The following is a 25,953-nucleotide window of genomic DNA, read 5'->3' as shown; positions in this document are numbered from 1 at the left end:
ATTGCCGACGGTGAATCGAACGCCTGACCTGATAAGACGTCATATGCCGGATGGCGGCTAACGCCTTATCCGACCTACATAACCGTTCGATCCTGCGGTTTCCATTTCGTTATTTTTTTTGTGATTTACGGCCATAGACCAGCCAGGTCACCAGCACGCAGACGATGTAAAACACGAGGAATATTTTCATGGCACCCACCGGAGAGCCGGTTAATGCCAGCGATGATCCAAACGCTTTAGGGATGAAGAAGCCCCCTACAGCGCCAATGGCTGAGATGAATCCCAGGGCGGCGGCGGTATCGGTTACCGCTTCACGTTGAGCCTGTTCTTCGGTACCACCGTGCAGCTTCACCCGGTAAATCGTGATTTTGCGAAAGATCACCGCAATCATCTGGAAGGTCGACCCGCTTCCCAAACCCGCGGTCAGGAATAAGCCCATAAACACCAGGTAGAAAGCGACAAAGTTACCTTCTCCCGAACCTGGCAGGGTGAGAAACAGCAGGGCGCTAAACAGCGCCATAAAGATGAAGTTAATTAACGTGACGCGGACACCACCGAACTTGTCAGAGATAACGCCGCCCGCCGATCGCGCAAGCGCGCCGATGAAAGGGCCGAAGAACGCCAGTTGCAGGATATTCACGTCAGGGAACTGGGTTTTCGCCAGCATGGCAAAGCCTGCCGAAAAACCGATAAATGAACCGAAGGTGGCAAGATACAGCAGGCTTAATAACCACAGATGAAAACGCTTAAGGACCGGTAACTGGGAAGCGATCGAAGCCTTCGAACTGGCAATGTCGTTCATTCCCATGCCTGCTGCTACGGTGGCTATCAGCAGTAACGGCACCCAAATCCACGCGGCATTGGCCAGCGACAATAACGAGCCGTCAGCTTGCGGTACGCCCTGAACGCCCAAAAAGGTAAAGATGGGCAGAAAGATAACCAAAGGCGCGATCAACTGCATCACGCTGACGCCGAGGTTGCCAAGACCACCGTTAACGCCTAACGCGCTACCTTGCTTCGCTTTGGGGAAGAAAAAGCTGATATTGCCCATGCTGGAAGCAAAGTTAGCGCCAGCAAAACCACACATCAGCGCAATAATAATAAATACGCCAAACGGAGTAGCGGTATTTTGCACGGCAAATCCGAGCCAAACGCAGGGAACAACCAGAATGATCGTGCTAAAAATGGTCCAACGACGCCCACCAAATATAGGTACCATAAAGGAGTAGGGAACGCGCAATATTGCACCAGAAAGAGAAGGTAATGCCGTTAATAAAAACAGTTGGTCGGTGGTGAAATTAAAGCCAATTTTATTCAGATTAACGGCCACGGCACTGAACAACATCCAGACGCAGAACGCAAGCAGCAGGCAACTCACTGATATCCAGAGGTTTCTTCGTGCAATATGCTTGCCTTTGTTTTCCCAAAAGCCGGGGTTCTCTGGTTTCCAGTCAGTTAAAAGATAACGATTACTTTTCTCATTTGATGATGACATATTATTCTCCATGCACATGCCGTTCATGAAAAAGAAATAAACGCATGCAGCGCCGCGCGGCTTCTTTTTAGAAACTATTGAAAAGTTTTAGGAATATTGACTGAAAGAATAGATAAAAAAGTGCAATAACGCGGCGTGATGGGAGAATTACACGTTGCTCAAGTGTTACTAATTGTAAATATAAAAGGTGTATTGTTAATTCATCTATTGCGTCAAATAAATAACTCCAGCGTAATCATACGATCAAGATGGCGATCGAAGGCAGGATCGGCCATTTCCTCAATGCCTAATATGTACATCCCATCCAGACCGCAGACCAGTGCGATTAAGCGCCAGGCGACGTCGGCGGCATCTGGAATGGAGGAGAACTCACCGGCTTTCTGTCCCTGAGCGATAATGTTGGCGGTCTCTTCGTGCCACATCCGCATGGTCAACAGGTAGGCGCTTTTGATTTCTGGATCTTTACTCGCCACAACCTGCGCTTCACGCCACAGCTTAATGTAGGGTTCGAACCCGCCATCTTCACTGCCCAGCATGGCATGCAGTCGCTCACGGAAGCTGGCGTTTTCACTGACCAGTTCCGCGTCGAGTAGGGTACGGATCAGACGCACAAATGCCTGGGATTTGAGTTCGCCCGCAGAGGCAAAATGATGATGCAGTTGGCCCGTCGCGACATGCGCTTCGGCTGCAATGCGTCGCACCGTCATAGCGGTAAACCCTTCCTCAAGCGCGACACGCATGGCCGCCTGCAGAATAACTTCCCGACGTTCATCCCGATTCAGATAGCTCATCTTTCCTCCTGTACCCGTATATCACGCAGTCTAACAAAAAGTTGGACATGCGTTCAATTTTCCGTAGGATCGCCCAAGTTGGACATGTGTCCAGTTTAAGTTTCGTTAGGGAGTTTTATGTTTCGTCAGTGGTTAACGCTCGTCATTATTGTGCTGGTCTACATCCCTGTTGCGATTGATGCAACGGTGCTGCACGTTGCCGCGCCCACGCTGAGTATGACGCTGGGCGCCAGTGGTAACGAGTTGCTGTGGATCATTGATATTTATTCCCTGGTAATGGCCGGTATGGTATTGCCAATGGGCGCGCTGGGCGATCGCATCGGCTTTAAACGTCTGCTGCTGTTAGGCGCTGGCTTATTTGGCCTTGCATCGCTGGCGGCGGCCTTTGCTCATAGCGCCAGCTGGCTGATTGCTACCCGGGCGGTATTGGCAATTGGCGCGGCGATGATTGTTCCGGCAACGCTGGCGGGGATTCGCGCCACGTTCGCTGAGCAGCGGCATCGCAACATGGCGCTCGGCGTCTGGGCCGCCGTCGGTTCCGGCGGTGCGGCATTTGGTCCATTGGTTGGCGGGATGCTGCTGGAGCACTTCTACTGGGGATCCGTGTTCTTAATTAATGTGCCGATTGTTCTGGTGGTCATGGCCTTAACCGCACGCTTAGTGCCGCGCCAGGCCGGACGTCGCGATCAATCGTTAAATTTTGGTCATGCGATAATGCTGATTGTCGCCATTCTGCTGTTGGTTTACAGCGCCAAAACCGCGCTGAAAGGACATACGGCGACCGTTGCCATTGCCCTGACGCTGTTAACCGGCGCTTTGCTGTTGTGGCAGTTTGTCCGCATCCAGCTTGCCGCTTCCCGCCCGATGATTGATATGCGGCTGTTCACGCATCGCATCATTTTAAGCGGCGTAGTGATGGCGATGACCGCGATGATAACGCTGGTAGGTTTCGAGTTGCTGATGGCCCAGGAGCTACAGTTTGTTCACGGTTTAACGCCGTATCAGGCAGGACTGTTTATGCTGCCGGTGATGCTGGCAAGCGGCTTCAGCGGGTCGATTGCCGGTATGCTGGTTTCACGCCTGGGATTACGTTGTGTGGCCACGGCGGGCATGGCGCTGAGCGCGGTGAGTTTTTACGGCCTGGCGATGACGGATTTCAGCACCCAGCAGATTCAAGCCTGGGTATTAATGGCATTACTCGGTTTTAGCGCGGCAAGTGCGCTTCTGGCCTCAACAGCGGCCATCATGGCGGCAGCTCCGGCAGAAAAAGCCGCGGCTGCGGGCGCCATCGAGACGATGGCTTATGAATTGGGCGCCGGGCTTGGGATCGCAATCTTTGGTTTGCTGTTAAGCCGCAGTTTTTCAGCCTCGATTCTACCGCCAGTCGGACTTAATCCGCAGGAGATAGAACGCGCCACCTCGTCAATGGGTGAAGCGGTGCAACTGGCACATTCGCTGCCATCGTCGCTGAGTGAAGCGTTACTGTCGGCTGCCAGAGAAGCTTTTACCTGGTCGCACAGCGTGGCCTTAAGCAGCGCCGGCAGTATGCTTATCATATTAGCGATAGGAATGTGGTTCAGCCTGGCGAAGGTACAGCGCCAGTAACTAATGGGCTAAATGACAGGGGTAATCCATCTCTTCGACTTCTTTCCCACTCAGTCGAGCGTATTGCCCCGTCAGTCTCCAGAATGCAGGTTGTGTTTCCGTATAGATCTCTGCCGCTAACACCAGGCGGCGGCGATCTACCTCATTGAGTTCCAACAGCGTCCACGGGACAAAATAGCGATCGCTGCCCGTTAAGGTAAACCACAGCGGGCATCCGCAACCGGAACAAAAGAAACGTTCACCACGATTTGAAGAAGGAAAGTGCGAAGGTTCTGCTGAATCCGGCGACATCAGCGGGTGAGTGCTGGCTTCCAGATACATAGCGATGCCACCCGACCACTTTTGGCACAAGGTGCAATGGCAGGCATAGACATCCAGCATTTCGACGTCGACGGTAAAATGACTCTGTCCGCAAAGACAACGACCAGTGAATGTCTGCACGGCATACTCCTTATGACCGAGTCTACATTAAGAGAAAAAGCCAGCCCTTAAAGGACTGGCTTTGTATTCAGACTACAACAAAATTAGAACTGGTAGTTCAGACCAACAGCAACGATGTTGTCGGTGCTTACACCGGCAGCATTGGTGAAGGCATTGTCATCCAGCAGGTTGATTTTGTAATCAACGAAGGTAGACATGTTTTTGTTGAAGTAGTAGGTAGCACCCAGGTCTACGTATTCAACCAGATCCTGGTCGCCGTAATTGTTGATGTCTTTACCTTTGGATTTCAGGTAAGCAACGGACGGACGCAGACCGAAGTCGAACTGGTACTGTGCAACAACTTCAAAGTTCTGTGCTTTATCAGCGATACCGTTAACTTTAGAACCATAGGTGGTCATGTTGCGGGTTTCGGAGTAGGTGGTTGCCAGGTAGATGTTGTTCGCATCATATTTCAGACCAGCAGCCCATACTTCAGCGTTTTTACCGTCAGCTTTGAACGCGCTGCCAGCATTGCTCTGAGAGTCAGTACGGTCAGATTTCGCATAGGTAGCACCTACGCCGAAGCCTTCATACTCGTAAGTAGAAGACAGACCGAAACCGTCACCGTTAGCTTCTTTGTCGTTGCTACGGTCGTTTTTGCCCTGGTACTGAGCAGCAAAGTTCAGACCTTCAACCAGACCGAAGAAGTCGGTGTTACGGTAGGTTGCAACGCCGGTAGTACGGCCAGTCATGAATACGTCAGTCTGGGTCCAGGTATCGCCACCGAACTCTGGCAGAACGTCGGTCCATGCGCCGATGTCGTATGCTACGCCGTAGTTACGACCGTAGTCGAAAGAACCGTATTCAGCAAATTTCAGACCAGCGAATGCCAGACGAGTTTTATCGCTGTTGGAACCACCGGTGGATTCAGTACGGTTACCTTTGAATTCATATTCCCACTGACCAAAACCAACCAGCTGGTCGTTGATCTGAGTTTCGCCTTTGAAGCCCAGACGCGCGTAGGTTTTGTCGCCATCGCTGCCGTTGTCGTCAGAGAAGTAATGCTGAGCGTGAACTTTACCGTAGATATCCAGTTTGTTTGCGTCTTTGTTATATACCTCAGCTGCGTTTACCGCACCTGCCGCCAACAGGCTAGTCACTGCCACTGCAACTAATTTAAGTTTCATTCTAAATAATCCTTATAATTTTTTCTTGGTGTGTTTCCTAAACCATTGCTAAACGAAGGGGTTCGTCAATGGCAAACTATTTTTAAATGACGCAGTGGTATAAGTTCAATAATAAGTTTCATAATATTGCGAAATATTTGAAGTTGTGTGATCCAGATCTCCATAATATAGCTGATTGTATTAATCTATATATGTGACAGATCTGAATGGGTATATTTACGCAGGGGACTATTGTGTGAACTATGGTTTAAATGGCGTTAGTCACGCAGGTGTAATATATGCATGTTAAGGAATATAGATAACCGGGTAATACTTTCAATCGTTAATTAATTACCATATATTTAACATTTAATTAAACAAATTTAAACACAACCTGCAAGTGGAATGAGCAATTATTATTCATCAATTTGTTTAAAGTATAGTCGGGTTTTATTTGTTTGTGATAAAACCCGATTTTTTTCAAGCGCGGCGGGTTGCCAGCCAGCAAAGCAGTGAGCCAGCACAGACCATCAGCGCACCTTGCCAGAAGGAAAGCGACAACGGGGCGCTGAGCAACACCGCAGCCAGTGCAGAAGAGAGTACAGGGGTAAAATAGGAACCTACGGCCATGACGGTGACGTTGCCGTGCAAAATGCCAATATTCCAGGCGGCATAGGCAAATCCTAACGTTAATGCCGCGGTGAACATTTTAATCGTCACCGAAGTGCTGAAAACCATTTCTGGTTGTGGCGTAATAAAATAGTAAACCCACAAACTTGCAGCGGTCAGTAAAACGAACACGGTGATGCCGTTAAAGCCTTTTGCATATTTATTGGTCACCGTGCAATACGTTGCCCAGATAAAAGCACCGAGAAAAGCGAGAAAATAGCTGAGCGGGCTGGTAGAAACATTGCTGATAATCTCACTCGGATTAAGACCGTTTTCGCCGCCCAATACCCAACACACCCCGGTCAATGCGATAATTAATCCAGGAATCACCAGCCAGGTTGTTTTTTGACCATTAAATAAGATAGCGAACAATATTGTCAGGCTTGGCCAGAGATAATTGACCATACCCACTTCAATAGCCTGGTGTCGGGTAGCCGCATAACCGAGAGCCAGTGCTAAACATATTTCATAGCTCACAAAAAGCACGCTACCGGCGATTAAATAACGCACAGGAATTCTTCTGATATTCGGAAAGCCGACGGTAAATATCAGCAACAGGCCGCTTAATGAAAAAATCATCGCTGCGCCGCCCGCAGGACCTAGCCCTTCACTTACCCCACGCATGAGTCCGACCATAGAGCTCCAGAGCAGGATAGCAATGAGCCCAATTAATGTTGCTTTTTGTTTTGTCATTCTGATTGTCTGTCCATGGCGCTGGCAAAAAATTAAGCTGAAATTTATAGCACTTTTATACCGTAGCGCGCGAATTAATTGCCTTGCCCATACTCCCTTATGGGTACAAAGGTTAAACAAAGTGCACTATTTAGTAGCGGAACCGTTTCGTTATTGATTTGACGCAAAAAAAATATGGATATAGCTGATAGTTTCGTCGCGAAGTTGTACATGCCATTTTTCAATTATGCCGCGCTGGCGCAATTTGAGAGATGGCATGTACGAACCCCTGCAAAAAAGAGGAAAGCAATGGACGTCAGCCGCAGACAATTTTTTAAAATCTGCGCGGGCGGTATGGCGGGAACAACAGTAGCCGCTCTGGGTTTTGCACCCAAAATGGCACTGGCTCAGGCGCGAAACTATAAGCTGTTACGCGCCAAAGAGATCCGAAACACCTGCACATACTGTTCCGTAGGTTGCGGGCTATTAATGTATAGCCTGGGAGATGGAGCAAAAAACGCCAAAGAGTCGATTTACCATATCGAAGGGGATCCGGATCATCCGGTGAGCCGTGGGGCTTTATGTCCTAAAGGCGCAGGATTACTGGATTACGTGCACAGTGAAAACCGTCTGCGTTACCCGGAATATCGCGCTCCAGGCTCCGACAAATGGCAGCGTATCAGCTGGGATGAGGCTTTCACCCGTATCGCGAAGCTGATGAAAACTGACCGTGACGCTAACTTTATTGAGAAGAATGAGCAGGGCGTAACGGTAAACCGCTGGCTTTCAACCGGGATGCTGTGTGCATCTGCGGCAAGTAATGAAACCGGCATGCTGACGCAAAAATTTGTGCGCTCACTCGGCATGCTGGCAGTAGACAACCAGGCGCGCGTCTGACACGGACCAACGGTAGCAAGTCTTGCTCCAACATTTGGTCGCGGTGCGATGACCAACCACTGGGTTGATATTAAAAACGCTAACGTCGTGATGGTGATGGGCGGTAACGCCGCTGAAGCACATCCAGTGGGATTCCGCTGGGCGATGGAAGCCAAAAACAACAATGATGCCACGCTGATTGTTGTTGACCCTCGTTTTACTCGTACAGCCTCGGTGGCGGATATCTATGCGCCAATTCGTTCCGGCACGGACATTACGTTCCTGTCCGGCGTCTTGCTGTACCTGATTGAAAACAACAAAATTAACGCTGAATACGTTAAGCATTACACCAACGCCAGCCTGCTGGTGCGGGATGACTTTGCTTTTGAAGACGGCCTGTTCAGCGGTTACGACGCGAAAAAACGCCAATACGATAAATCGTCCTGGAACTACCAGTTCGATGAAAACGGCTACGCGAAACGCGATGAAACGTTAAGCCATCCTCGCTGTGTCTGGAATCTGCTAAAACAGCATGTTTCCCGCTACACGCCGGATGTGGTGGAAAACATCTGCGGTACACCGAAAGAAGACTTCCTGAAAGTCTGCGAAGTGCTGGCTTCTACCAGCGCGGCGGATCGCACCACCACGTTCCTGTATGCGCTGGGCTGGACGCAGCATACCGTCGGGGCACAGAACATCCGTACCATGGCGATGATCCAGTTGCTGCTCGGCAACATGGGGATGGCGGGTGGCGGGGTCAACGCCTTACGCGGTCACTCCAACATTCAGGGATTAACCGACTTAGGTCTGCTCTCTACCAGTCTGCCAGGTTATCTGACGCTGCCGTCAGAAAAACAGGCAGATCTGCAAACCTATCTGGCCGCTAACACGCCAAAAGCAACATTGGCCGACCAGGTTAACTACTGGGGCAACTATCCGAAATTCTTCGTCAGTCTGATGAAGTCTTTCTACGGCAATGCGGCACAGAAAGAGAATGACTGGGGCTTTGAGTGGCTGCCGAAGTGGGATCAGTCCTACGACGTCATCAAATACTTCAACATGATGGATAGCGGAAAAGTCACCGGCTACATCTGTCAGGGCTTTAACCCGGTTGCGTCCTTCCCGGACAAAAACAAAGTGGTGCAGTGCCTGAGCAAACTGAAGTATCTGGTGGTTATCGACCCGCTGGTGACCGAAACCTCGACGTTCTGGCAAAACCACGGTGAATCAAACGACGTTGATCCGGCGTCTATTCAGACCGAAGTCTTCCGTTTGCCATCGACCTGCTTTGCGGAAGAGGACGGCTCCATCGCCAACTCCGGCCGCTGGCTGCAGTGGCACTGGAAAGGTCAGGACGCACCGGGTGAAGCCCGCAACGACGGCGAAATTCTGGCCGGTATTTACCACCGTCTGCGCGACATGTATCGCACTGAAGGCGGTAAAGCTGTAGAACCCGTTCTGAAAATGAGCTGGAACTATAAGCAGCCGGACGAACCGCATTCCGAGGAAGTGGCAAAAGAGAACAACGGCTATGCGCTGGAAGATCTCTATGATGCCAACGGTGTGCTGGTTGCGAAGAAAGGCCAATTGCTTAACAGCTTTGCGCTACTGCGCGATGATGGTTCTACCTCATCGTCCTGCTGGATTTATACCGGTAGCTGGACCGAGCAGGGCAACCAGATGGCCAACCGCGATAACGCCGACCCGTCTGGTCTCGGTAATACGCTGGGCTGGGCATGGGCATGGCCACTCAACCGTCGCGTGCTGTATAACCGCGCTTCGGCGGATCCGCAGGGTAAACCGTGGGATCCAAAACGCATGTTGATCCAGTGGAACGGCACGAAGTGGACGGGGAACGATATTCCGGACTTCAACACCGCGGCACCGGGCAGCGGCACCAATCCGTTTATCATGCAGCCGGAAGGTCTGGGTCGTCTGTTCGCTATCGATAAGATGGCGGAAGGTCCGTTCCCGGAACACTACGAACCGATGGAAACGCCGCTGGGTACTAACCCGCTGCACCCGAACGTGATCTCCAACCCGGCAGCGCGTCTGTACGAGGCGGATAAATTGCGTATGGGTACAAAACAGGACTTCCCGTACGTCGGGACGACCTATCGTCTGACCGAACATTTCCATACCTGGACCAAGCACGCATTGCTGAATGCGATTGCCCAACCTGAGCAGTTTGTGGAAATCAGCGAAACGCTGGCGGCAGCGAAAGGGATTAACAACGGCGATCACGTGAAGGTCAGCAGCAAGCGTGGATTTATTCGCGCAGTTGCCGTGGTCACTCGTCGTCTGCGTACCCTGAACGTCAACGGTCAGCAGGTTGAAACGGTTGGGATCCCAATCCACTGGGGCTTTGAAGGAGTCGCGCGTAAAGGCTATATCGCCAACACCCTGACGCCGAATGTCGGTGATGCAAACTCGCAAACGCCGGAATACAAAGCGTTTTTAGTTAACATCGAGAAGGCGTAAGGGAGGCGAACATATGTCTATGGAAACGCAGGACATCATCAAACGGTCCGCAACAAACTCCATCACGCCGCCGCCTCAGGCTCGTGATTACAAAGCCGAGGTCGCGAAGCTGATCGACGTTTCCACCTGTATAGGCTGTAAGGCCTGTCAGGTGGCATGCTCAGAGTGGAACGATATCCGCGATGAAGTCGGTCACTGCGTCGGGGTGTATGACAACCCCGCCGATCTCAGCGCCAAGTCCTGGACGGTGATGCGGTTTACCGAAACCGAACAGAACGGCAAGCTGGAGTGGTTGATTCGTAAAGACGGCTGTATGCACTGTGAAGATCCGGGCTGCCTGAAGGCATGCCCGTCTGCCGGGGCTATCATCCAGTACGCTAACGGGATTGTCGATTTCCAGTCAGAACACTGTATTGGCTGCGGCTACTGTATTGCCGGGTGTCCATTTAATATTCCGCGCCTCAATAAAGAGGATAACCGCGTGTATAAATGTACGCTGTGTGTCGACCGGGTCAGCGTCGGGCAGGAACCTGCCTGCGTGAAGACCTGTCCGACCGGGGCAATACATTTCGGCACCAAGCAGGAAATGCTGGAAATGGGCGAACAGCGTGTGGCAAAACTGAAAGCACGCGGTTTCGAACACGCCGGTCTCTACAACCCGGAAGGTGTGGGGGGGACGCACGTTATGTACGTTCTGCATCACGCCAACCAGCCGGAGCTGTATCACGGCCTGCCGAAAGATCCGCAGATCGATACCTCTATCAATCTGTGGAAAGGGGCGCTGAAACCGCTGGCCGCTGCCGGATTTATCGCCACCTTCGCCGGGCTGATTTACCACTACATTGGTATCGGTCCGAATAAGGAAGTGGACGACGACGAGGAGGATCATCATGAGTAAGTCGAAAATGATTGTGCGCACGAAGTTTATCGACCGCGCCTGTCACTGGACGGTGGTGATCTGCTTCTTCCTGGTGGCGCTGTCGGGGATTTCGTTCTTTTTCCCGACTCTGCAATGGCTGACGCAGACCTTCGGTACACCGCAGATGGGACGCATTTTGCACCCGTTCTTCGGGCTGCTGATCTTCGTGGCGCTAATGTTCATGTTTGTACGCTTTGTTCATCACAACATCCCGGATAAAAAAGATATTCCGTGGCTGAAGAACATTGTGGAAGTGCTGAAAGGCAATGAGCACAAAGTGGCGGATGTGGGTAAGTACAACGCCGGGCAGAAGATGATGTTCTGGTCGATCATGAGCATGATTTTCGTGCTGTTGATTACCGGTATTATTATCTGGCGTCCATACTTTGCGCAGTTCTTCCCGATGCAGGTTGTGCGTTATAGCCTGCTGATCCATGCGGCGGCGGGGATCATCCTGATGCACGCCATCCTCATCCATATGTATATGGCATTCTGGGTGAAAGGGTCGATTAAAGGCATGGTCGAAGGGAAAGTAAGCCGTCGTTGGGCGAAGAAACACCACCCGCGCTGGTATCGCGAAGTTGAAAGACAAGAAGCGAAAAAAGAGAGTGAGGAAGGGGTTAACTAATCCCTGAAATTACTTCCACGAAATGGCGCTACATCGGTAGCGCCATTTTTTTGCCAAAAAAACGTCATGTTTCTGTCATCTGCTGAACGTAAGGTGTTGTCTTTCCAATAATAGAAGAGTTAAAAGACAATGCATCTGGTGAAAAAATTACTCGCAGTCAGCGTATTTCTTTGTGCGTCTGCGCAGGCACAAAATATCCTTGAGTTTCCTCAGCCGGAGAATAACCCGGAAGAGTTTTATGCCGTAACCGAAATCCCGGCCGGTGGCATGATTAAATATGAGACCGACGCCAAAACCGGTTTTATCGTTGCCGATCGCTTCCAGTCAATGCCGGTTGCCTATCCCGCCAACTACGGTTCATTGACTCAGTCATTAGCCGGTGACGGCGATCCGCTGGATGTTATCTTCTATACCCGTGCACCGCTGGCCCCGGGAACGTTGATTAAGCTGCGTGCTATAGGCGTCCTGAAGATGATCGACGGCGGTGAAAAGGACGACAAGATTGTTGCTGTTCCGGCCAGTAAAATTGATCCCACTTATGACAACATCAACGAGTTGAGCGACCTGCCAAAGATTGAAGTTGAACGTCTGGAATCTTTCTTCCGCGTGTACAAAGATCTGCCGGAAGGGCGCAAGAAGGTAGAATTAAACGGTTTCAACGACGCTGCTACGGCGAAGCAAGAGATCAAGCAGGCCTGGGAGGCCTGGAAAGAGAAAAAACCGCAGCAATAAATGGTATGCCGGATGGCAAAAGTTTATCCGGCATTCACTTTTATCACTGCGCTGCCAGCCTACGCAGGCGTGAAATATCCACGCTTTTTTGGGCTTCTGCCAGGCTCCAGGTATTTTGCAGGTTTAACCACATTTCAGGTGAACTGCCAATCACCACGGAGAGTTTAATCGCCATCTCTGGCGTAAGGGCCGCTTTCCCGGTTAATAGTCGGCTTGCCGTTGAAGGGGCAATCTCCATAGCTCTGGCAAACTCGCGCAGGCTGACATTGAGTTCGTCCAGCGCTTCCTGAATGATATCCCCAGGACGGGGATGATTTGCCATCTTCATTAATGATAGTCCTCGTAGTCCCGTATATACGCGTCGCCATTGACGAATTCAAACGTAATACGCCAGTTACCTGAAACGGCAATTGCCCATATTCCGTCACGATCACCCATCAGAGGATGTAACTTATAGCCGGGCATATTGATATCTGTAACCTTGCTTGCAGCATCAATAACTGCAAGCCTGTGTCGTAATCGTCGGACATGTTTCGCCATAACGCCTGATGTTCGTCCATGAAGAAACAAATCGCGCAATCCCTTGTGTCTGAAGTTCATGATCATCCGTATCATCCCTGTTCCTTCCAGAGGAACACTACCATTAATGTTCCGTCAAACGCAACAGTACGTTTGTGATTTTTAAAATTGTGCGGCGAATGCGCAAAAAGAGAAAGGGAGTCGGGGAAAATCTGGAAAGCGTCACGCAAGAATTGCCGGATGGCTGGCCTACACGCACATTCGCTGATGTAGGCCGGATAAGCCTGCGCCATCCGGCACCAGAGGTTACTCCAGTTGTGAGTTCAGACGTTCAATCTCTTTACGCCATTGTGCCTGTAACAGCGGCTTTTGATGTTTCGGCTTGCGGGCGAGATCGTCGGCCAGACGTTGCTCCAGCTCGAGGAGTTGTTCCAGCAAACCATCGCTGTCTCCGCTGACTTCATGCTCCGCTTTGACCACCGTTTTGGGAACGGTTATCTCCGAGGATGTTTCCCGAATACGATCGTTTACCGCCTCCAGATCGTGCCATTCGCTGAGTTCGCCATTGTCGATTAACCAAAACCGGTTACAGCTTTGGCTGATAAGCTGACGGTCGTGACTGACCAGCAACACGCCGCCGTTATAGCTTTGCAGCGTTTCTGCCAGCGCCTCTTTACCTTCCATATCCAGATGGTTGGTCGGTTCATCGAGCATCAGTAGGCTGTAACGCGCAAGCGTCAGCCCAACAAACAGCAGCCGGGATCGTTCACCGCCGCTTAATGTACTGACGCGCTGCGCATGCCTGACCCACGGAAAACCCGCGCTAATCAGCGCCATCTTGCGAGTCTCTGGCTGAGGGGCAAATGCTTCCAGCGCGTCAAATAACGAATCGTTGTCTGCGAGCTGATGCAGCGTTTGGTCGTAATACCCCAGCGTAACGCGCGGGTGTAACACCAGCGAAGGTGATGCCAGTTGTGACTGAAACTGTTGCCAGATAAGCCTTAACAGCGAGGATTTCCCGCAACCGTTGCGCCCGACAATCGCCACGCGATCGCCACTTTTCAACCGGATACCGGCAATGGAAAACAACATATCAGCGCCGGGAGCAGGGGTTACGGACAGATGAGTAATCTCCAGCAAACGATCCGCACGCAGGGCATCACCCTGCAATGTTAGCGTCCACTGACTTCCTGACGTCACTTCGGTCTGTACCTCTTTCAGGCGCTGCACCTGTTTTTCCATCTGCTTGGCCTTGCGGGAGAGATCTTCGTTGTCGTAAACCCGTCCCCAGGTTGCCAACCGTTTTGCGCTGGCGGTAACCCGGTCTATCTCCTTTTGCTCAGCCTTATGGCGCAGAGCATCGCTGACGTCTCTTTCTGCCAGTGCCTGGCGCGCTGCGCTACAGGGCAGATCAAAGGCATGGAGCGTTCGATCGCGCAGGATCCAGGTTCCGTGAGTGACCGCGTCCAGCAACTGCGGGTCGTGGGAGACCACCACAAAACTGCCTGACCAGTTCTGCAAAAACTGTTCCAGCCACAGTAATGTTGGCAAGTCCAGGTGGTTACCCGGCTCATCCAGCAGCAGCAGGTCAGGATTTCGCATCAACGCCCGTGCTAATAACAGACGCGTGTGTTGGCCACCGCTCAGCGTTTGTGCAGTCAGAGATAAATTCTCCGGCGTAAAACCCATTTCGGCGAGCAGCGCTTCAACCCGCCACTGCTGAGCTGCGCGTTCATGCTCGGGAAGTTGCGCGAGAACGGCTTCCTGCAGCGTAAGCGGCAGTATATCGTCAGGTAGATGTTGCTCGACACGGGCGAGATGGCAGTGGTTAGCCTGAGCGATAGTCCCGCTGGTGGGCGAGATCGTGCCGTCGAGCAGTTTTAACAGGGTGCTTTTGCCGCAGCCGTTGTAACCGATAAGCCCGATGCGGTCGCCTTTTTTCAGGGTAAAGGAAAGATCGTCGAATAGCGTGCCGAATGCCGTATCAACGTGTAAGGATTGTGCGGTTAGTAATGTGCTCATTGTTGCTTACTCAAGAGTTACAGGCGTGAAAACGCCTCGTCAAACATCGCTGACGATAACCCGGTAAGCCCGAGAGAAGGGGATTTAGAAGTTAGCTTCGCTCAAGCAGAAGTTATCGCAGCACGATACCGATAACGCTTGAGCACTGGCGATCGCCAAAAGCATGTGAAACGATAAAACGTTCACAGTACAGCATAAGTATCCTCCTTTTGTTTTTCAGAATGTTAATCGGTAGCGAAAGTGTAATCGCAAGTTACGCTGTCGCGCAAGTTTTGCACGCCCGGCAGCATTAGTATTGTGAGAATTGAGACCGAAGCGGTTAACTTGATTCAGGAGATTTGCACGCAGATTATTCATGTGAAAGTTAATTTTCTTCGCGTCAAAAGCATGGGTTAAGGATCACAACAACGATCTAAATTCTCCAGTATCCTCTGCACACTATTTTATTATTTGGAGAATAGATAACATGAAAAAAACAATTACATTAACGTTGGTTGCGCTGGGATGTTTATTTGCAAATGCACAAGCGAGTGAGAAACTTGCTGGTAATGAAATACTTAAAGTGCAAAAAGGTGGGGTTCCTGACAAAACTTATGCACAACAAAAGCCTCATTTAAAGATTGCTACCTATAACATTGGTAAAAATGAAGCCTCTGCAGATGTAGCGGATTTTACTGCACTTAATTCGGCTATTAAAAGAATAGATGCCGATATTATTGCGGTTCCGGAGGTTGATAATAAAACAGGACGTAGCCAAAAGATTGATCAACTCAAAAAAATCGCCGATGCCAATAAACTGCATTATGTCTTTGGAAAAGCTATCGATTTTGACGGCGGTGAGTACGGCTTAGGTCTTCTTTCCAAATATAAAATACTGCATTCGCAGGTAGTGAAATTACCGTCGGGTGACGCTGAACAACGTGTGGCGTTACTGGCGCAGATTGATGTTCCTGGCTTTGATTCCGCACCGATCATTATGGTCACTCATCTCGACTGGCAAAAAGATCCCGCCATGCGGACTGAGCAGGCGCGCTACCTGTTAGATATCAGCATTGGTGACGCAACAACTGATTTCCCGGATATCGCATCTTCAATTAAAATTCTTGCGGGAGATTTCAATTCAACCCGAGATGAACAACCCCTTAAAGAAATACGTTACTTTTTCAATGAAGTGACGAAAGAAGGCATCGATACGCGCAGTTGGCCAGCCGTAAACCCTGCGATTGATATTGACCATATTTTCACATTTAAAGGTCAAAAGTGGAACGTCAAAAATCTGCAGATCCCACATAATTCACCCGAATTTACGTGGTCTACGGCGAGCGATCACCTGCCGGTAATTGCAGAACTTGAACTTTCAGAGCAGTAATCCACCTACAGCATTTTGTTCATCGAACGCTTAAAATTGCCCAGCAGCAGTTTGCCGCCGGGCAAAGCGTCAGATAGAAGTACGACGGTAGTCGCGATATTCCGCCTGCCAGAAATTATCGTCAATCGCCTGTTGTAGCGCTTCGGCAGACGTTTTCACCGCTACGCCTTGCTGCTGAGCCATTTTGCCCACGGCAAAAGCGATGGCACGCGAAACTGTCTGAATGTCTTTCAGCTCCGGTAACACCAGTCCTTCACCGTTGAGCACCAGCGGTGAATACTGCGCCAGCGTTTCACTGGCAGACATCAGCATTTCATCGGTGATGCGCGACGCACCGGAAGCAATAACCCCCAGACCAATACCCGGGAAGATATAGGCGTTGTTACACTGGGCGATCGGGTAAAGTTTCTCTTTCCACAGCACCGGAGCGAACGGACTGCCGGTCGCAACCAACGCATTACCTTCGGTCCAGGCGATAATATCCTGCGGCGTGGCTTCTACGCGGGAAGTCGGGTTAGACAGCGGCATGACGATCGGACGCGGACAATGCTTGTGCATTTCGCGGATGATCTCTTCGGTAAACAGGCCGGTCTGTCCGGAAACACCAATCAGGATATCCGGCTTAACGTTGCGGACCACATCGAGCAACGACAGCACATCTTCTTGCGTATCCCAGTGCTGCAGGTTTTCGCGTTTTTGCACCAGTTTGGTCTGGAAAGAGAGCAGGTTCGGCATTTTGTCGGTTAACAGGCCGAAGCGATCGACCATAAACACGCGTTGACGCGCCGCTTCCTCACTTAAACCTTCACGCTGGATTTGCGCGATGATCTGCTCGGCGATTCCGCAACCGGCGGAACCCGCCCCGAGGAAGACGATATTTTGTTCGCTCAACTGGCTACCGGCCGCGCGGCTGGCGGCAATAAGCGTGCCAACGGTCACTGCCGCGGTTCCCTGAATGTCATCGTTAAACGAGCAGATTTCATCGCGATAGCGGGTCAGGAGCGGCATAGCGTTTTTCTGTGCGAAGTCTTCGAACTGCAACAGTACGTCCGGCCAGCGATGCTTCACGGCCTGGATGAATTCATCGACAAATTCGTAGTATTCATCATCAGTGATACGCGGATTGCGCCAGCCCATATACAGCGGATCGTTGAGCAGTTGCTGGTTGTTAGTCCCCACGTCCAGGACCACCGGCAAAGTGTAGGCCGGGCTAATCCCTCCACACGCGGTATACAGCGACAGTTTACCGATTGGAATACCCATTCCGCCGATGCCCTGATCGCCAAGACCCAAAATACGTTCGCCATCGGTGACGACGATGACCTTAATATTATGGTTAGGAACGTTTTGCAGGATATCGTCCATATTGTGGCGGTTCTGATAAGAGATAAACACGCCGCGCGCGCGACGATAGATCTCAGAGAAACGCTCACAGGCTGCGCCGACCGTTGGGGTATAGATAACCGGCATCATCTCATCAAGATGATTATGCACCAGTCGGTAAAACAGGGTTTCGTTGGTGTCCTGGATGTTGCGCAGGTAAATATGTTTGTCGATTTCGGTTTTGAAGCCCTGATATTGGATCCAGGCGCGTTCAGCCTGTTCTTCTATCGTCTCGACTACTTCCGGCAGTAACCCCAGCAGGTTGAAGTTACGGCGTTCTTCCACACTGAAAGCGCTCCCTTTGTTCAGTAAAGGGAACTCCAGCAGTACCGGGCCAGCGTAAGGGATGTAAAGGGAACGCAGTTTTTTAGTTTCGTTTTCCATGTCACTCACTCTTTTTTGAATAACCGTCCCTGGCACTCTTTATGATCGTATGTGGCCTGTATGCCAGGGAAACGGGCGAAGTATAAAGCATTGTGAATGGGTTAAGGGGTTTTATAAGCAAAAACACCACTGCGGTTGCAATGGTGTTTATCTCGTTATTCAGTCAGACGTGCGAAAGGCTATTTGCCGTCAGCGCGGCGCTTTCTTCCGGTAGGATTATTGACCACGCTGGTTTTGTCACCTTCGGTCACGGATTTGCGTTGATTTGAGATTTTGTGGTCCAGTCCGAGAATATGACGGGCCTGACGGTTCGATTTCATTCTAACTCCTTAATCCTGTTACTGGTTTCAAGGGCGAGCCCGTATGAGAACGGACGAAATACAACCTGATAGAAAGCCGATGTTCAAAATAACGGCTTTCTGGATGGTCGGTCATTTTATATGAAAGGTCAATGCTTAAGCGGCAAATGAGAACTATCCAGTATGTGCCATGCTTTTTTCCTGCCGTCCTATACTTGTAACTCCAACGACAACACAGGAGAACGGTAATGACTATCCATAAGAAAGGTCAGGCACATTGGGAAGGCGACATTAAGCGCGGTAAAGGGACCGTGTCGACCGAAAGCGGCGTGTTGAATCAGCAGCCGTATGGGTTTAATACCCGATTCGAAGGTGTGAAAGGTACCAATCCTGAGGAGTTGATTGGCGCGGCCCATGCAGCCTGCTTCTCGATGGCGCTTTCACTGATGTTGGGCGAAGCGGGTTTTACCCCGGATGCCATTGATACCACTGCCGATGTTTCTCTGGATAAAGTGGATGCCGGTTTTGCTATCACCAAAGTCGCGCTGCACAGCGAGGTGAGCGTCCCGGGGATCGATGCCGCCACGTTTGATGGCATCATCCAGAGAGCGAAAGCCGGCTGCCCGGTATCGCAGGTACTGAATGCGGAAATTACGCTGGACTACAAACTGAAGTCATAACAATGGCATGCCGGATGCGACTGCGTCTTGTCCGGCCTACGACCGTGCCGGATGTGAGTCGGTCTTATCCGGCACCAGATGATGTTATTGCGCCACCCAGCCACCATCCATATTCCACGCAACACCTCGCACCTGCGCCGCGCCGTCTGAGCACAAAAATAGTGCCAGCTCACCTAGCTGTTCCGGCGTGACGAATTCCCGCGATGGCTGTTTTTCCGCCAGCAGGGCGTCACGTGCGGCGTCAGGCTCTGCGCCTTCGGCAATACGTTTATCAATCTGCTGCTGAACCAGCGGCGTGAGCACCCAGCCGGGGCACAGCGCATTGCAGGTGATGCCCGTCTGCGCGGTTTCCAGCGCGATGGTCTTGGTGAATCCCACCACGCCATGCTTCGCCGCCACATAAGCGGATTTCTCTTTTGAGGCCACCAGACCGTGAACAGAGGCGATATTTATAATGCGCCCCCAGTTCCGTGTACGCATGCCTGGAAGCGCCAGCCGCGTGGTGTGAAAGACAGAAGAGAGGTTAATGGCGATAATCGCGTTCCATTTATCAACCGGGAAGGTTTCCACCGGTGAAACGTGCTGGATCCCGGCGTTGTTGACCAGGATATCCACACCGCCGAATTCGCTTTCTGCATAGCGCATCATGTCGGCGATTTGCGCTTCATCGCTCAGATCCGCGCCATGATAGCCTGGCGTGTTGCCATACTGCGCCACGGCGTCTTTGGCGGCTTCAACATCACCAAACCCGTTGAGGATCAACGTAGCACCCGCTTGTGCCAGCACTTGTGCGATGCCTAATCCAATACCGCTGGTAGAGCCAGTAACCAGGGCAGTTTTTCCCGTTAAGTTCATGATGATTCTCCTTAAACAATTCCGGTGGTGTAGAAGACGCCGATAACAAACAGCACGGCCAGGCTTTTAATGACGGTAATGGCGAATATCCCACCGTACGCCTGACGATGACTTAGACCGGTAATGGCCAGCAGGGTAATGACCGCGCCATTGTGCGGCAGGGTATCCATGCCGCCGCTGGCCATTGACGCCACGCGGTGGAAGACTTCAAGAGGGATATTGGCAGCATGGGCAGCGGCAATAAACGTGTCGGACATGGCGGCAAGGGCGATACTCATCCCACCGGACGCCGAGCCGGTGATCCCGGCAAGCGTGGTGATGCTGATAGCTTCATTGAGCAGCGGATCGGGAATGGCCGCCAGCGCTTTTGACAGCACGAGGAAACCCGGCAGGGCAGCGATCACCGCACCAAAACCATACTCCGATGCGGTGTTCATCGCCGCGAGGATCGCGCCGCCAACCGCCGTTCTGCTGCCTTCCGCCAGGCGACCTTTAATGTTGCGATAGCCGAACAGCACCACCAGTAAAATCCCAGAAATCAGCGCCGCTTCTACTGCCCAGATAGCGGTGATTTTACCGACTTCGGTGGTAATCGGTTTGGCAAGCCCCGGAAGTTCCAGTTGATGCGTAGCGCCATACCATTGTGGGATCCAACGAGTAAACAGCAGGTTAAACACGCCAACCAGGATCAGTGGAGAGATAGCAATTATCGGGTTCGGCAGGTTAATGTTATCCGGTGTTTCCGGTTCGTTTAACAGTTCAGTGCCATAACCTTCATTCTTCGCCTGCGCTTTACGACGTTGGCGCTCGAGATACACCAGACCGACAACGATGATAAACAGTGAACCTATCAAACCCAGCCACGGCGCGGCCCAGGCGTTAGTCCCGAAAAAGCTGGTCGGAATAATGTTCTGGATCTGCGGCGTGCCTGGCAGAGCATCCATGGTGAAGGAGAAGGCTCCCAGCGCAACGGTTGCCGGAATCAGGCGCTTCGGGATATTACTTTGACGAAACAGCTCTGCCGCAAATGGATACACAGCAAACGCCACCACGAACAGCGACACGCCGCCATAGGTCAACAGCGCACAGACCAACACAATTACCGGGATGGCGTGACGACGCCCGAGAATGTTGATGGCGGCAGCAACGATGGAGCGTGAAAAACCGGATAACTCGATTAACTTGCCAAACACGGCGCCCAGCAAGAACACCGGGAAGTAAAGCTTCACAAAACCGACCATTTTTTCCATGAACAGGCCGGTGAAAGCAGGCCCGACGGCGCTGGGTTCGGTAAGCAATACAGCACCTAAAGCCGCGATGGGGGCAAACAAGATGACGCTATATCCGCGATAGGCTGCCAGCATCAGCAGGCCCAACGCTGCCAGGGCGATTAATACACTCATCATGACTCCTCAATATCATTGTTATAGTGGGGGTACAGAAAGAGAAGTTACGGTTTCAGGGCAAAGCGCAGCTGATGCTCTCTGCGTTGCTGGATGTATTCCTTGCGCGAATCATCCCAGCGATAAAATCCCTGACCGCTGCGTAAACCGGTATCACCGTTGGCAACCTTGTCAGCGACCAGCGACATCATGTCGCTACCGGTGGCGAGCGTAGGTAGCAGATGCCGACAAATATCCTGTACCGTAGAAAGTCCGGTCATATCTGCCGCCTCCAGCGGACCGACCATCGCATAGCGACGGCCAAGCGAGGCGCGCATGACCTGGTCCACCACCTCTGCGCTGGCAATACCGCTTTTAACGATATGCAATGCTTCACGCAGCAGGGCAAACTGCAGGCGATTACCAACAAATCCCGGCGCGGCGCGGTCGAGCACCACGGCTTCCAGTTGCATCGAAAGCAATAGCTGTTGCAGCTCATGCAGATATTCCGGCTTCGTGGCGGTGCCAGGAACAATTTCGACCAGCGGAATGAAATGTGGCGGGTGCCAGAAATGGGCGATCAGCAGGCGCTCTGGATGGGCGAGCTTTTCTGCCAGCGCATCCGGCGGCAGGCCGCTGGTGTTACTGGCAATAACGGCCTGTGGCGCGATCAGTTCTTCCAGTTGCGCATACAGCGCGTGCTTGAGTTCGAGTCGCTCCGGGATGGCTTCAATCAGTAACCCGCACGCGGCAACCTCCGATAACGAGGTCGTGCCATAGAGACGGCTCACAACCTGTTCTTTTTTGTCGGCTGCAAACTGCTCGGTGACAATCAACTCATCTAAAATACCGCTGGCAACGGCACCCATTTCTGCAATGCGGTTGCTGTCAGTGTCATACAGCCAGACATCATGACCATACCGGGCGAAGTGGGTGGCAATACCGACGCCCATTAACCCCGCGCCCAGTACGCAAATATGTTTACTTTGCATGAGGGACCTCCTGCGAACGTTCTACCGCCAGCGCAATCCCCTGACCGCCGCCTACGCACAGCGTAGCCAGCCCTTTTGCGGCATTACTGCGGGCCATTTCATGCAGTAACGTCACCAGAATTCGACAACCCGAGGCGCCAATGGGATGGCCCAGCGCAATCGCGCCGCCGTTAACGTTTACCCGATTACTGTCCCAGTTCAGGGATTCGCCAACCGCCAGCGCTTGCGCGGCAAAAGCTTCGTTGGCTTCAATGAGATCGACATCATTTAACGTCCATCCCGCTCGCTTCAGGCACTGAAGTGATGCTTCTACTGGCCCAATACCCATAATGGCAGGGTCGACGCCGGAAACGGCGTAACCTGCAACCCGGGCAAGTACGGGGAGGTTGAGTTGTGCGGCTTTAGCGGCGCTCATTAGCATTACCGCGGCGGCGCCATCGTTGATTGACGACGCATTCCCGGCGGTCACCGTGCCGTTACCTGGGCGAAACGCTGGCTTGAGCTGCGCCAGCTTATCGGCTTGAGTATCCGGGCGAGGCTGCTCGTCGCGGTCAACCACACGCGGGGGCTTTTTGCCCTGAGGGACGCTGACCGGCGTGATTTCCGCGCTAAAACGACCGGCTTCAATGGCAGCGGCCGCTTTTTGCTGGGAGTGCAGGGCAAAGGCGTCCTGTTGCTCACGACTGATAACGAATTTGTCCGCCAGATTTTCTGCGGTTATGCCCATGTGATAGTCGTTAAATGCATCCCACAAACCGTCATGCACCACGCTGTCTTTCATGCTGGCATGACCTAACCGCAGGCCCGTCCGGGCTCCATCGAGAAAATAGGGCGCATTGCTCATGCTCTCCTGCCCACCAGCAATCACAATTTGCGCATCACCGCAGCGAATTGCCTGAACCGCCTGATGCACCGCCTTCAGGCCCGAGCCGCACACCAAATTAATGGTTAACGCTGGCGTGGTTACCGGCAGACCTGCGCGTAATGCCGTTTGTCTGGCCGGATTCTGGCCACTGCCTGCCGTCAGGACCTGGCCGAAGATCACTTCATCAATTTGATCAGGCGCCAGGTTGGTTTTTTCCAGCAGTGAACGGATCACTATCGAACCTAGCTCAACCGCGGAAAGCGCTGCCAGCGCGCCATGAAAACTGCCAATCGGGGTGCGCGTTGCCGCGACAATCACAACATCCTGCATGGTCGGCTCCTCAGCTAAAGTGCATTTCGGGAACATTTTCGGGAACGATCAGCTTGCCGGCGGTTCTGGCGACAATTGCATCCACGCTGATGCCCGGCGCACGCTCACGCAGAATGAACGCGCCGTCGGCAATTTCCAGGAGCGCCAGATCGGTAAGCACGCGTTTAATGCAGGCCACGCCGGTCAGCGGCAGGGTGCAGGCGGGAAGCAGTTTCGACTCACCGCTTTTGGAGGCATGGGTCATCACCACGATGATGTTGTCGGCACCGGCAACCAGGTCCATCGCGCCGCCCATGCCTTTCACCATTTTTCCAGGGATCATCCATGAGGCGATATTGCCGTTTACATCCACTTCAAATGCGCCAAGCACCGTCAGGTCAACGTGGCCGCCGCGGATCATGGCGAAGGATTGCGCCGAGTCGAAGATCGCTGCACCTTTACGCGCCGTCACGGTCTGTTTCCCGGCGTTGATCATGTCAGCATCAATTTCGTCTTCTGTGGGAAACGGGCCCATACCCAGCAAACCGTTTTCCGATTGCAGCATTACGTCCATGCCATCAGGAATGTAGTTCGCCACCAGAGTGGGGATACCGATCCCAAGGTTGACGTAATAACCGTCGCGCAGTTCGCGGGCGACACGCATCGCCATTTGTTCACGCGTTAACATGGTCAGGCTCCTTTCTGTCGCAGGGTGCGTTGTTCAATACGTTTTTCAAACTGCCCCAGAATCAGTCGGTTAACGAAAATTCCTGGGGTGTGAATTGCGGCGGGATCCAGCTCTCCGGGAGGGACAATTTCTTCAACTTCCACGACGGTAATACGCCCTGCGGCGGCCATCAGTGGATTAAAATTCTGTGCGGTGTGGCGATAAATAACGTTGCCGTACCAGTCGGCTTTCCAGCCTTTAACCAGCGCAAAATCACCGGTTATCGCCTGTTCTAAGATGTAAGGGCGTCCGGCAAACTCGCGAACTTCTTTTCCTTCGGCCACGGGGGTGCCGTATCCGGTAGCGGTATAGAATGCCGGGATCCCCGCGCCGCCCGCACGCAGTTGCTCTGCCAGCGTGCCTTGCGGTGTCAGGATAGCTTCCAGCTCACCGTTAAGAACCTGCTGCTCAAACAGCGCGTTTTCACCCACATAAGATGCGACGACCTTGCGTACCTGGCGCGTTTCCAGCAGCACGCCAAGGCCAAAACCATCCACGCCACAGTTGTTTGACACAACCGTAAGCCCCTGAACCTCCCGACGACGTACTTCGGCAATCAGGTTCTCCGGGATTCCACATAAGCCAAAACCGCCCGCCAGCAGCGTCATGTTATCGGTCAGTCCTTCCAGCGCCTCTTGATACGTGGCGACCCGTTTATCCAGTCCAGCCATATACTTGCCCCTCCAGTTGTCCTTGCCGACATCATTGGGGGTGAAAAATGATTTGTTAATTTTAAATTTGTGACTCACTTATTGGGTTTTTTTATCAATTTAATGTTAATTAAAGGTATTCAACAAGTTAAAGGAATGCGAAATGGGAATGAGCATCAAACAGTTACGCGCGTTTTTAGCGGTAGCTCACACTCTGAATTTTGCTCATGCCAGTGAAAGACTGAATATGTCGCAACCCGCATTAAGTCTGGCGATTAAAGGGCTGGAGGATTCGCTGGGCGGGGCGCTACTGTTGAGAACCACCCGCAAAGTGACCCTGACGCAGGAGGGCGAAACGTTGCTGAACATGGGGCGACAGCTGCTGGCGGACTGGGAGAATACGGAAGAGGCAATGCATCAGCGTTTTACGCTGCAGCGCGGTAAAATCTCTATTGCCGCCATGCCCTCATTTGCTGCTAACGTCCTGCCATCGGTACTAAAAACGTTTCGTGACTCTTACTCCGGTATCAACGTAACGGTTCACGATGTGATCAACGAACACGTGATTGAGATGGTCAGTGAAGGGCGGGTGGAGATGGGCATTGCCTTTGAGCCAGATTATTCAGGGCATCTGCATTTCACGCCGCTTGGCGTGGATCGTTTTATCGCCATTGTGCCGCCAACGTGCCGACTGGCGGGCCGGGATCGTATTGCGTGGCGCGAATTGTTAACGCTGGATTTCATCACCCTGCAACGTCCTTCCGCCGTGCGCCTGATGCTGGAAGAACAACTGGTGCAAAGCGGACATACGCTGGAGGTGGCGCTGGAGAGTCATCAACTGGTGACCGTTGGTCGTCTGGTGGCCAACGGCCTCGGCGGCAGCGCCGTGCCTGCGCTGTGCCGCACGCAAATGACCGAGCTGGGCGCAACCTGTATCGATCTGGATACACCGGTGATCCAGCGACGGATCGGCGTTTTGCGTTCGGCACATCATAAATTATCTACAGCCTCAGAGGTGCTGGTGGACTCACTGAAAAAGGCGTATTGCGCCTGATGCCCTCAC

Annotated in this window: 24 protein-coding genes; 8 read left to right on the top strand and 16 right to left on the bottom strand. The window is 52.2% G+C overall.

The genetic code is table 11. The annotated features are described in order from the left end of the window. Positions 1 to 109: 109 nt before the first annotated feature. Together E1B03_RS13445 and E1B03_RS13440 are read right to left on the bottom strand one after the other, a co-directional pair. Positions 110 to 1,495: a NarK family nitrate/nitrite MFS transporter gene (locus E1B03_RS13445; protein WP_103770617.1), complete on the bottom strand. Its 1,386-nt coding sequence runs from the start codon at positions 1,493 to 1,495 to the stop codon at positions 110 to 112. A gap of 212 nt (positions 1,496 to 1,707) precedes the next feature. Continuing rightward, the gene (locus E1B03_RS13440) at positions 1,708 to 2,286 is read right to left on the bottom strand and encodes a TetR family transcriptional regulator (RefSeq protein WP_133086378.1); all 579 of its coding nucleotides are present in this window, start codon (positions 2,284 to 2,286) and stop codon (positions 1,708 to 1,710) included. A 117-nt stretch (positions 2,287 to 2,403) separates the two neighbouring features. Here E1B03_RS13440 and E1B03_RS13435 point away from each other — a divergent pair, with 117 nt between their 5' ends. After that, positions 2,404 to 3,891, top strand: coding sequence for an MFS transporter (locus E1B03_RS13435; protein WP_133086377.1), 1,488 nt, complete (start codon positions 2,404 to 2,406; stop codon positions 3,889 to 3,891). On the opposite strand, the gene E1B03_RS13430 is transcribed toward E1B03_RS13435, so the two are convergent. The 3 genes from E1B03_RS13430 to yddG all read right to left on the bottom strand — a co-directional run bounded on the left by E1B03_RS13430 (position 3,892) and on the right by yddG (position 6,839). Next, positions 3,892 to 4,272 carry a GFA family protein gene (locus E1B03_RS13430; RefSeq protein ID WP_103770614.1) on the bottom strand — a complete coding sequence of 127 codons (381 nt, stop codon included), beginning with the start codon at positions 4,270 to 4,272 and terminating at the stop codon, positions 3,892 to 3,894. A gap of 143 nt (positions 4,273 to 4,415) precedes the next feature. Beyond that, positions 4,416 to 5,498 (bottom strand): porin OmpD, encoded by a 1,083-nt coding sequence (gene ompD / locus E1B03_RS13425; protein WP_103770613.1) that lies wholly within the window; start codon positions 5,496 to 5,498, stop codon positions 4,416 to 4,418. 459 nt (positions 5,499 to 5,957) lie between these two features. Next, positions 5,958 to 6,839 (bottom strand): aromatic amino acid efflux DMT transporter YddG, encoded by an 882-nt coding sequence (gene yddG, locus E1B03_RS13415; RefSeq protein ID WP_133086376.1) that lies wholly within the window; start codon positions 6,837 to 6,839, stop codon positions 5,958 to 5,960. A 288-nt stretch (positions 6,840 to 7,127) separates the two neighbouring features. On the opposite strand from yddG, the gene fdnG reads away from it, so the two are divergent. The 4 genes from fdnG (at position 7,128) to E1B03_RS13395 (ending at position 12,454) form a co-directional block, all read left to right on the top strand. Continuing rightward, the gene (fdnG, locus tag E1B03_RS13410; protein ID WP_103770611.1) at positions 7,128 to 10,175 is read left to right on the top strand and encodes a formate dehydrogenase-N subunit alpha; all 3,048 of its coding nucleotides are present in this window, start codon (positions 7,128 to 7,130) and stop codon (positions 10,173 to 10,175) included. A gap of 13 nt (positions 10,176 to 10,188) precedes the next feature. Then, entirely contained in the window at positions 10,189 to 11,073 is an 885-nt protein-coding gene (gene fdnH / locus E1B03_RS13405; RefSeq protein ID WP_003833024.1) for a formate dehydrogenase N subunit beta, read from the top strand. Next, positions 11,066 to 11,722: a formate dehydrogenase-N subunit gamma gene (gene fdnI, locus E1B03_RS13400; protein WP_016153106.1), complete on the top strand. Its 657-nt coding sequence runs from the start codon at positions 11,066 to 11,068 to the stop codon at positions 11,720 to 11,722. Before fdnH ends, fdnI begins: the two co-directional genes overlap by 8 nt. 129 nt (positions 11,723 to 11,851) lie before the next feature. Beyond that, positions 11,852 to 12,454 (top strand): inorganic diphosphatase, encoded by a 603-nt coding sequence (locus E1B03_RS13395; protein WP_103770610.1) that lies wholly within the window; start codon positions 11,852 to 11,854, stop codon positions 12,452 to 12,454. Between the two features lie 43 nt (positions 12,455 to 12,497). Here E1B03_RS13395 and E1B03_RS13390 read toward each other — a convergent pair whose 3' ends face one another. The 3 genes from E1B03_RS13390 to E1B03_RS13380 form a co-directional block, all read right to left on the bottom strand. Beyond that, positions 12,498 to 12,782, bottom strand: a complete 285-nt coding sequence (locus E1B03_RS13390; protein WP_103770609.1) for a HigA family addiction module antitoxin — start codon at positions 12,780 to 12,782, stop codon at positions 12,498 to 12,500. After that, on the bottom strand, positions 12,782 to 13,060 hold the full coding sequence (locus tag E1B03_RS13385) for a type II toxin-antitoxin system RelE/ParE family toxin (RefSeq protein ID WP_133087223.1): 279 nt from the start codon (positions 13,058 to 13,060) through the stop codon (positions 12,782 to 12,784). The genes E1B03_RS13390 and E1B03_RS13385 overlap by 1 nt, the downstream gene beginning before the upstream one ends. Positions 13,061 to 13,279: 219 nt before the next feature. After that, entirely contained in the window at positions 13,280 to 14,995 is a 1,716-nt protein-coding gene (locus E1B03_RS13380) for an ABC-F family ATP-binding cassette domain-containing protein (RefSeq protein WP_133086375.1), read from the bottom strand. Positions 14,996 to 15,461: 466 nt separating this feature from the next. Between E1B03_RS13380 and E1B03_RS13375 the strand changes: the two genes are divergently transcribed. Continuing rightward, complete coding sequence (locus tag E1B03_RS13375) at positions 15,462 to 16,364, top strand: endonuclease/exonuclease/phosphatase family protein (protein ID WP_103770606.1); 903 nt, start codon at positions 15,462 to 15,464, stop codon at positions 16,362 to 16,364. A 69-nt stretch (positions 16,365 to 16,433) separates the two neighbouring features. Here the strand turns inward: E1B03_RS13375 and maeA are convergent, their stop codons facing one another. Beyond that, positions 16,434 to 18,131, bottom strand: coding sequence for a malate dehydrogenase (gene maeA, locus E1B03_RS13370; protein WP_133086374.1), 1,698 nt, complete (start codon positions 18,129 to 18,131; stop codon positions 16,434 to 16,436). Between the two features lie 179 nt (positions 18,132 to 18,310). Continuing rightward, positions 18,311 to 18,451 (bottom strand): stationary-phase-induced ribosome-associated protein, encoded by a 141-nt coding sequence (gene sra, locus E1B03_RS13365; RefSeq protein WP_043016306.1) that lies wholly within the window; start codon positions 18,449 to 18,451, stop codon positions 18,311 to 18,313. Between the two features lie 227 nt (positions 18,452 to 18,678). Here sra and E1B03_RS13360 point away from each other — a divergent pair, with 227 nt between their 5' ends. After that, positions 18,679 to 19,110, top strand: coding sequence for an OsmC family protein (locus E1B03_RS13360; protein WP_133086373.1), 432 nt, complete (start codon positions 18,679 to 18,681; stop codon positions 19,108 to 19,110). Positions 19,111 to 19,194: 84 nt separating this feature from the next. Here the strand turns inward: E1B03_RS13360 and E1B03_RS13355 are convergent, their stop codons facing one another. Genes E1B03_RS13355 through E1B03_RS13330 form a run of 6 tightly spaced genes read right to left on the bottom strand, consistent with a single transcriptional unit; the run spans position 19,195 to position 24,911 of the window. Further along, on the bottom strand, positions 19,195 to 19,965 hold the full coding sequence (locus E1B03_RS13355) for a 3-hydroxybutyrate dehydrogenase (protein ID WP_103770604.1): 771 nt from the start codon (positions 19,963 to 19,965) through the stop codon (positions 19,195 to 19,197). An 11-nt stretch (positions 19,966 to 19,976) separates the two neighbouring features. Further along, positions 19,977 to 21,371: a GntP family permease gene (locus E1B03_RS13350; protein WP_200079951.1), complete on the bottom strand. Its 1,395-nt coding sequence runs from the start codon at positions 21,369 to 21,371 to the stop codon at positions 19,977 to 19,979. Positions 21,372 to 21,415: 44 nt separating this feature from the next. Then, entirely contained in the window at positions 21,416 to 22,339 is a 924-nt protein-coding gene (locus tag E1B03_RS13345) for a 3-hydroxyacyl-CoA dehydrogenase family protein (protein ID WP_133086372.1), read from the bottom strand. Beyond that, a complete protein-coding gene (locus E1B03_RS13340) occupies positions 22,329 to 23,534 on the bottom strand; it encodes an acetyl-CoA C-acetyltransferase (protein WP_103770601.1) in 1,206 nt (401 codons plus the stop codon). Before E1B03_RS13340 ends, E1B03_RS13345 begins: the two co-directional genes overlap by 11 nt. Positions 23,535 to 23,544: 10 nt before the next feature. Continuing rightward, the gene (locus E1B03_RS13335) at positions 23,545 to 24,201 is read right to left on the bottom strand and encodes a CoA transferase subunit B (RefSeq protein ID WP_103770600.1); all 657 of its coding nucleotides are present in this window, start codon (positions 24,199 to 24,201) and stop codon (positions 23,545 to 23,547) included. 2 nt (positions 24,202 to 24,203) lie between these two features. Next, entirely contained in the window at positions 24,204 to 24,911 is a 708-nt protein-coding gene (locus E1B03_RS13330) for a CoA transferase subunit A (protein WP_103770599.1), read from the bottom strand. 142 nt (positions 24,912 to 25,053) lie between these two features. On the opposite strand from E1B03_RS13330, the gene E1B03_RS13325 reads away from it, so the two are divergent. Next, on the top strand, positions 25,054 to 25,944 hold the full coding sequence (locus tag E1B03_RS13325; RefSeq protein ID WP_103770598.1) for a LysR family transcriptional regulator: 891 nt from the start codon (positions 25,054 to 25,056) through the stop codon (positions 25,942 to 25,944). Positions 25,945 to 25,953: the final 9 nt, after the last annotated feature.

Source organism: Citrobacter arsenatis, assembly GCF_004353845.1.
In the GTDB taxonomy this organism is placed as follows: Bacteria; Pseudomonadota; Gammaproteobacteria; order Enterobacterales; family Enterobacteriaceae; genus Citrobacter; species Citrobacter arsenatis.
This window is presented reverse-complemented; position numbering and strand designations above follow the sequence as displayed.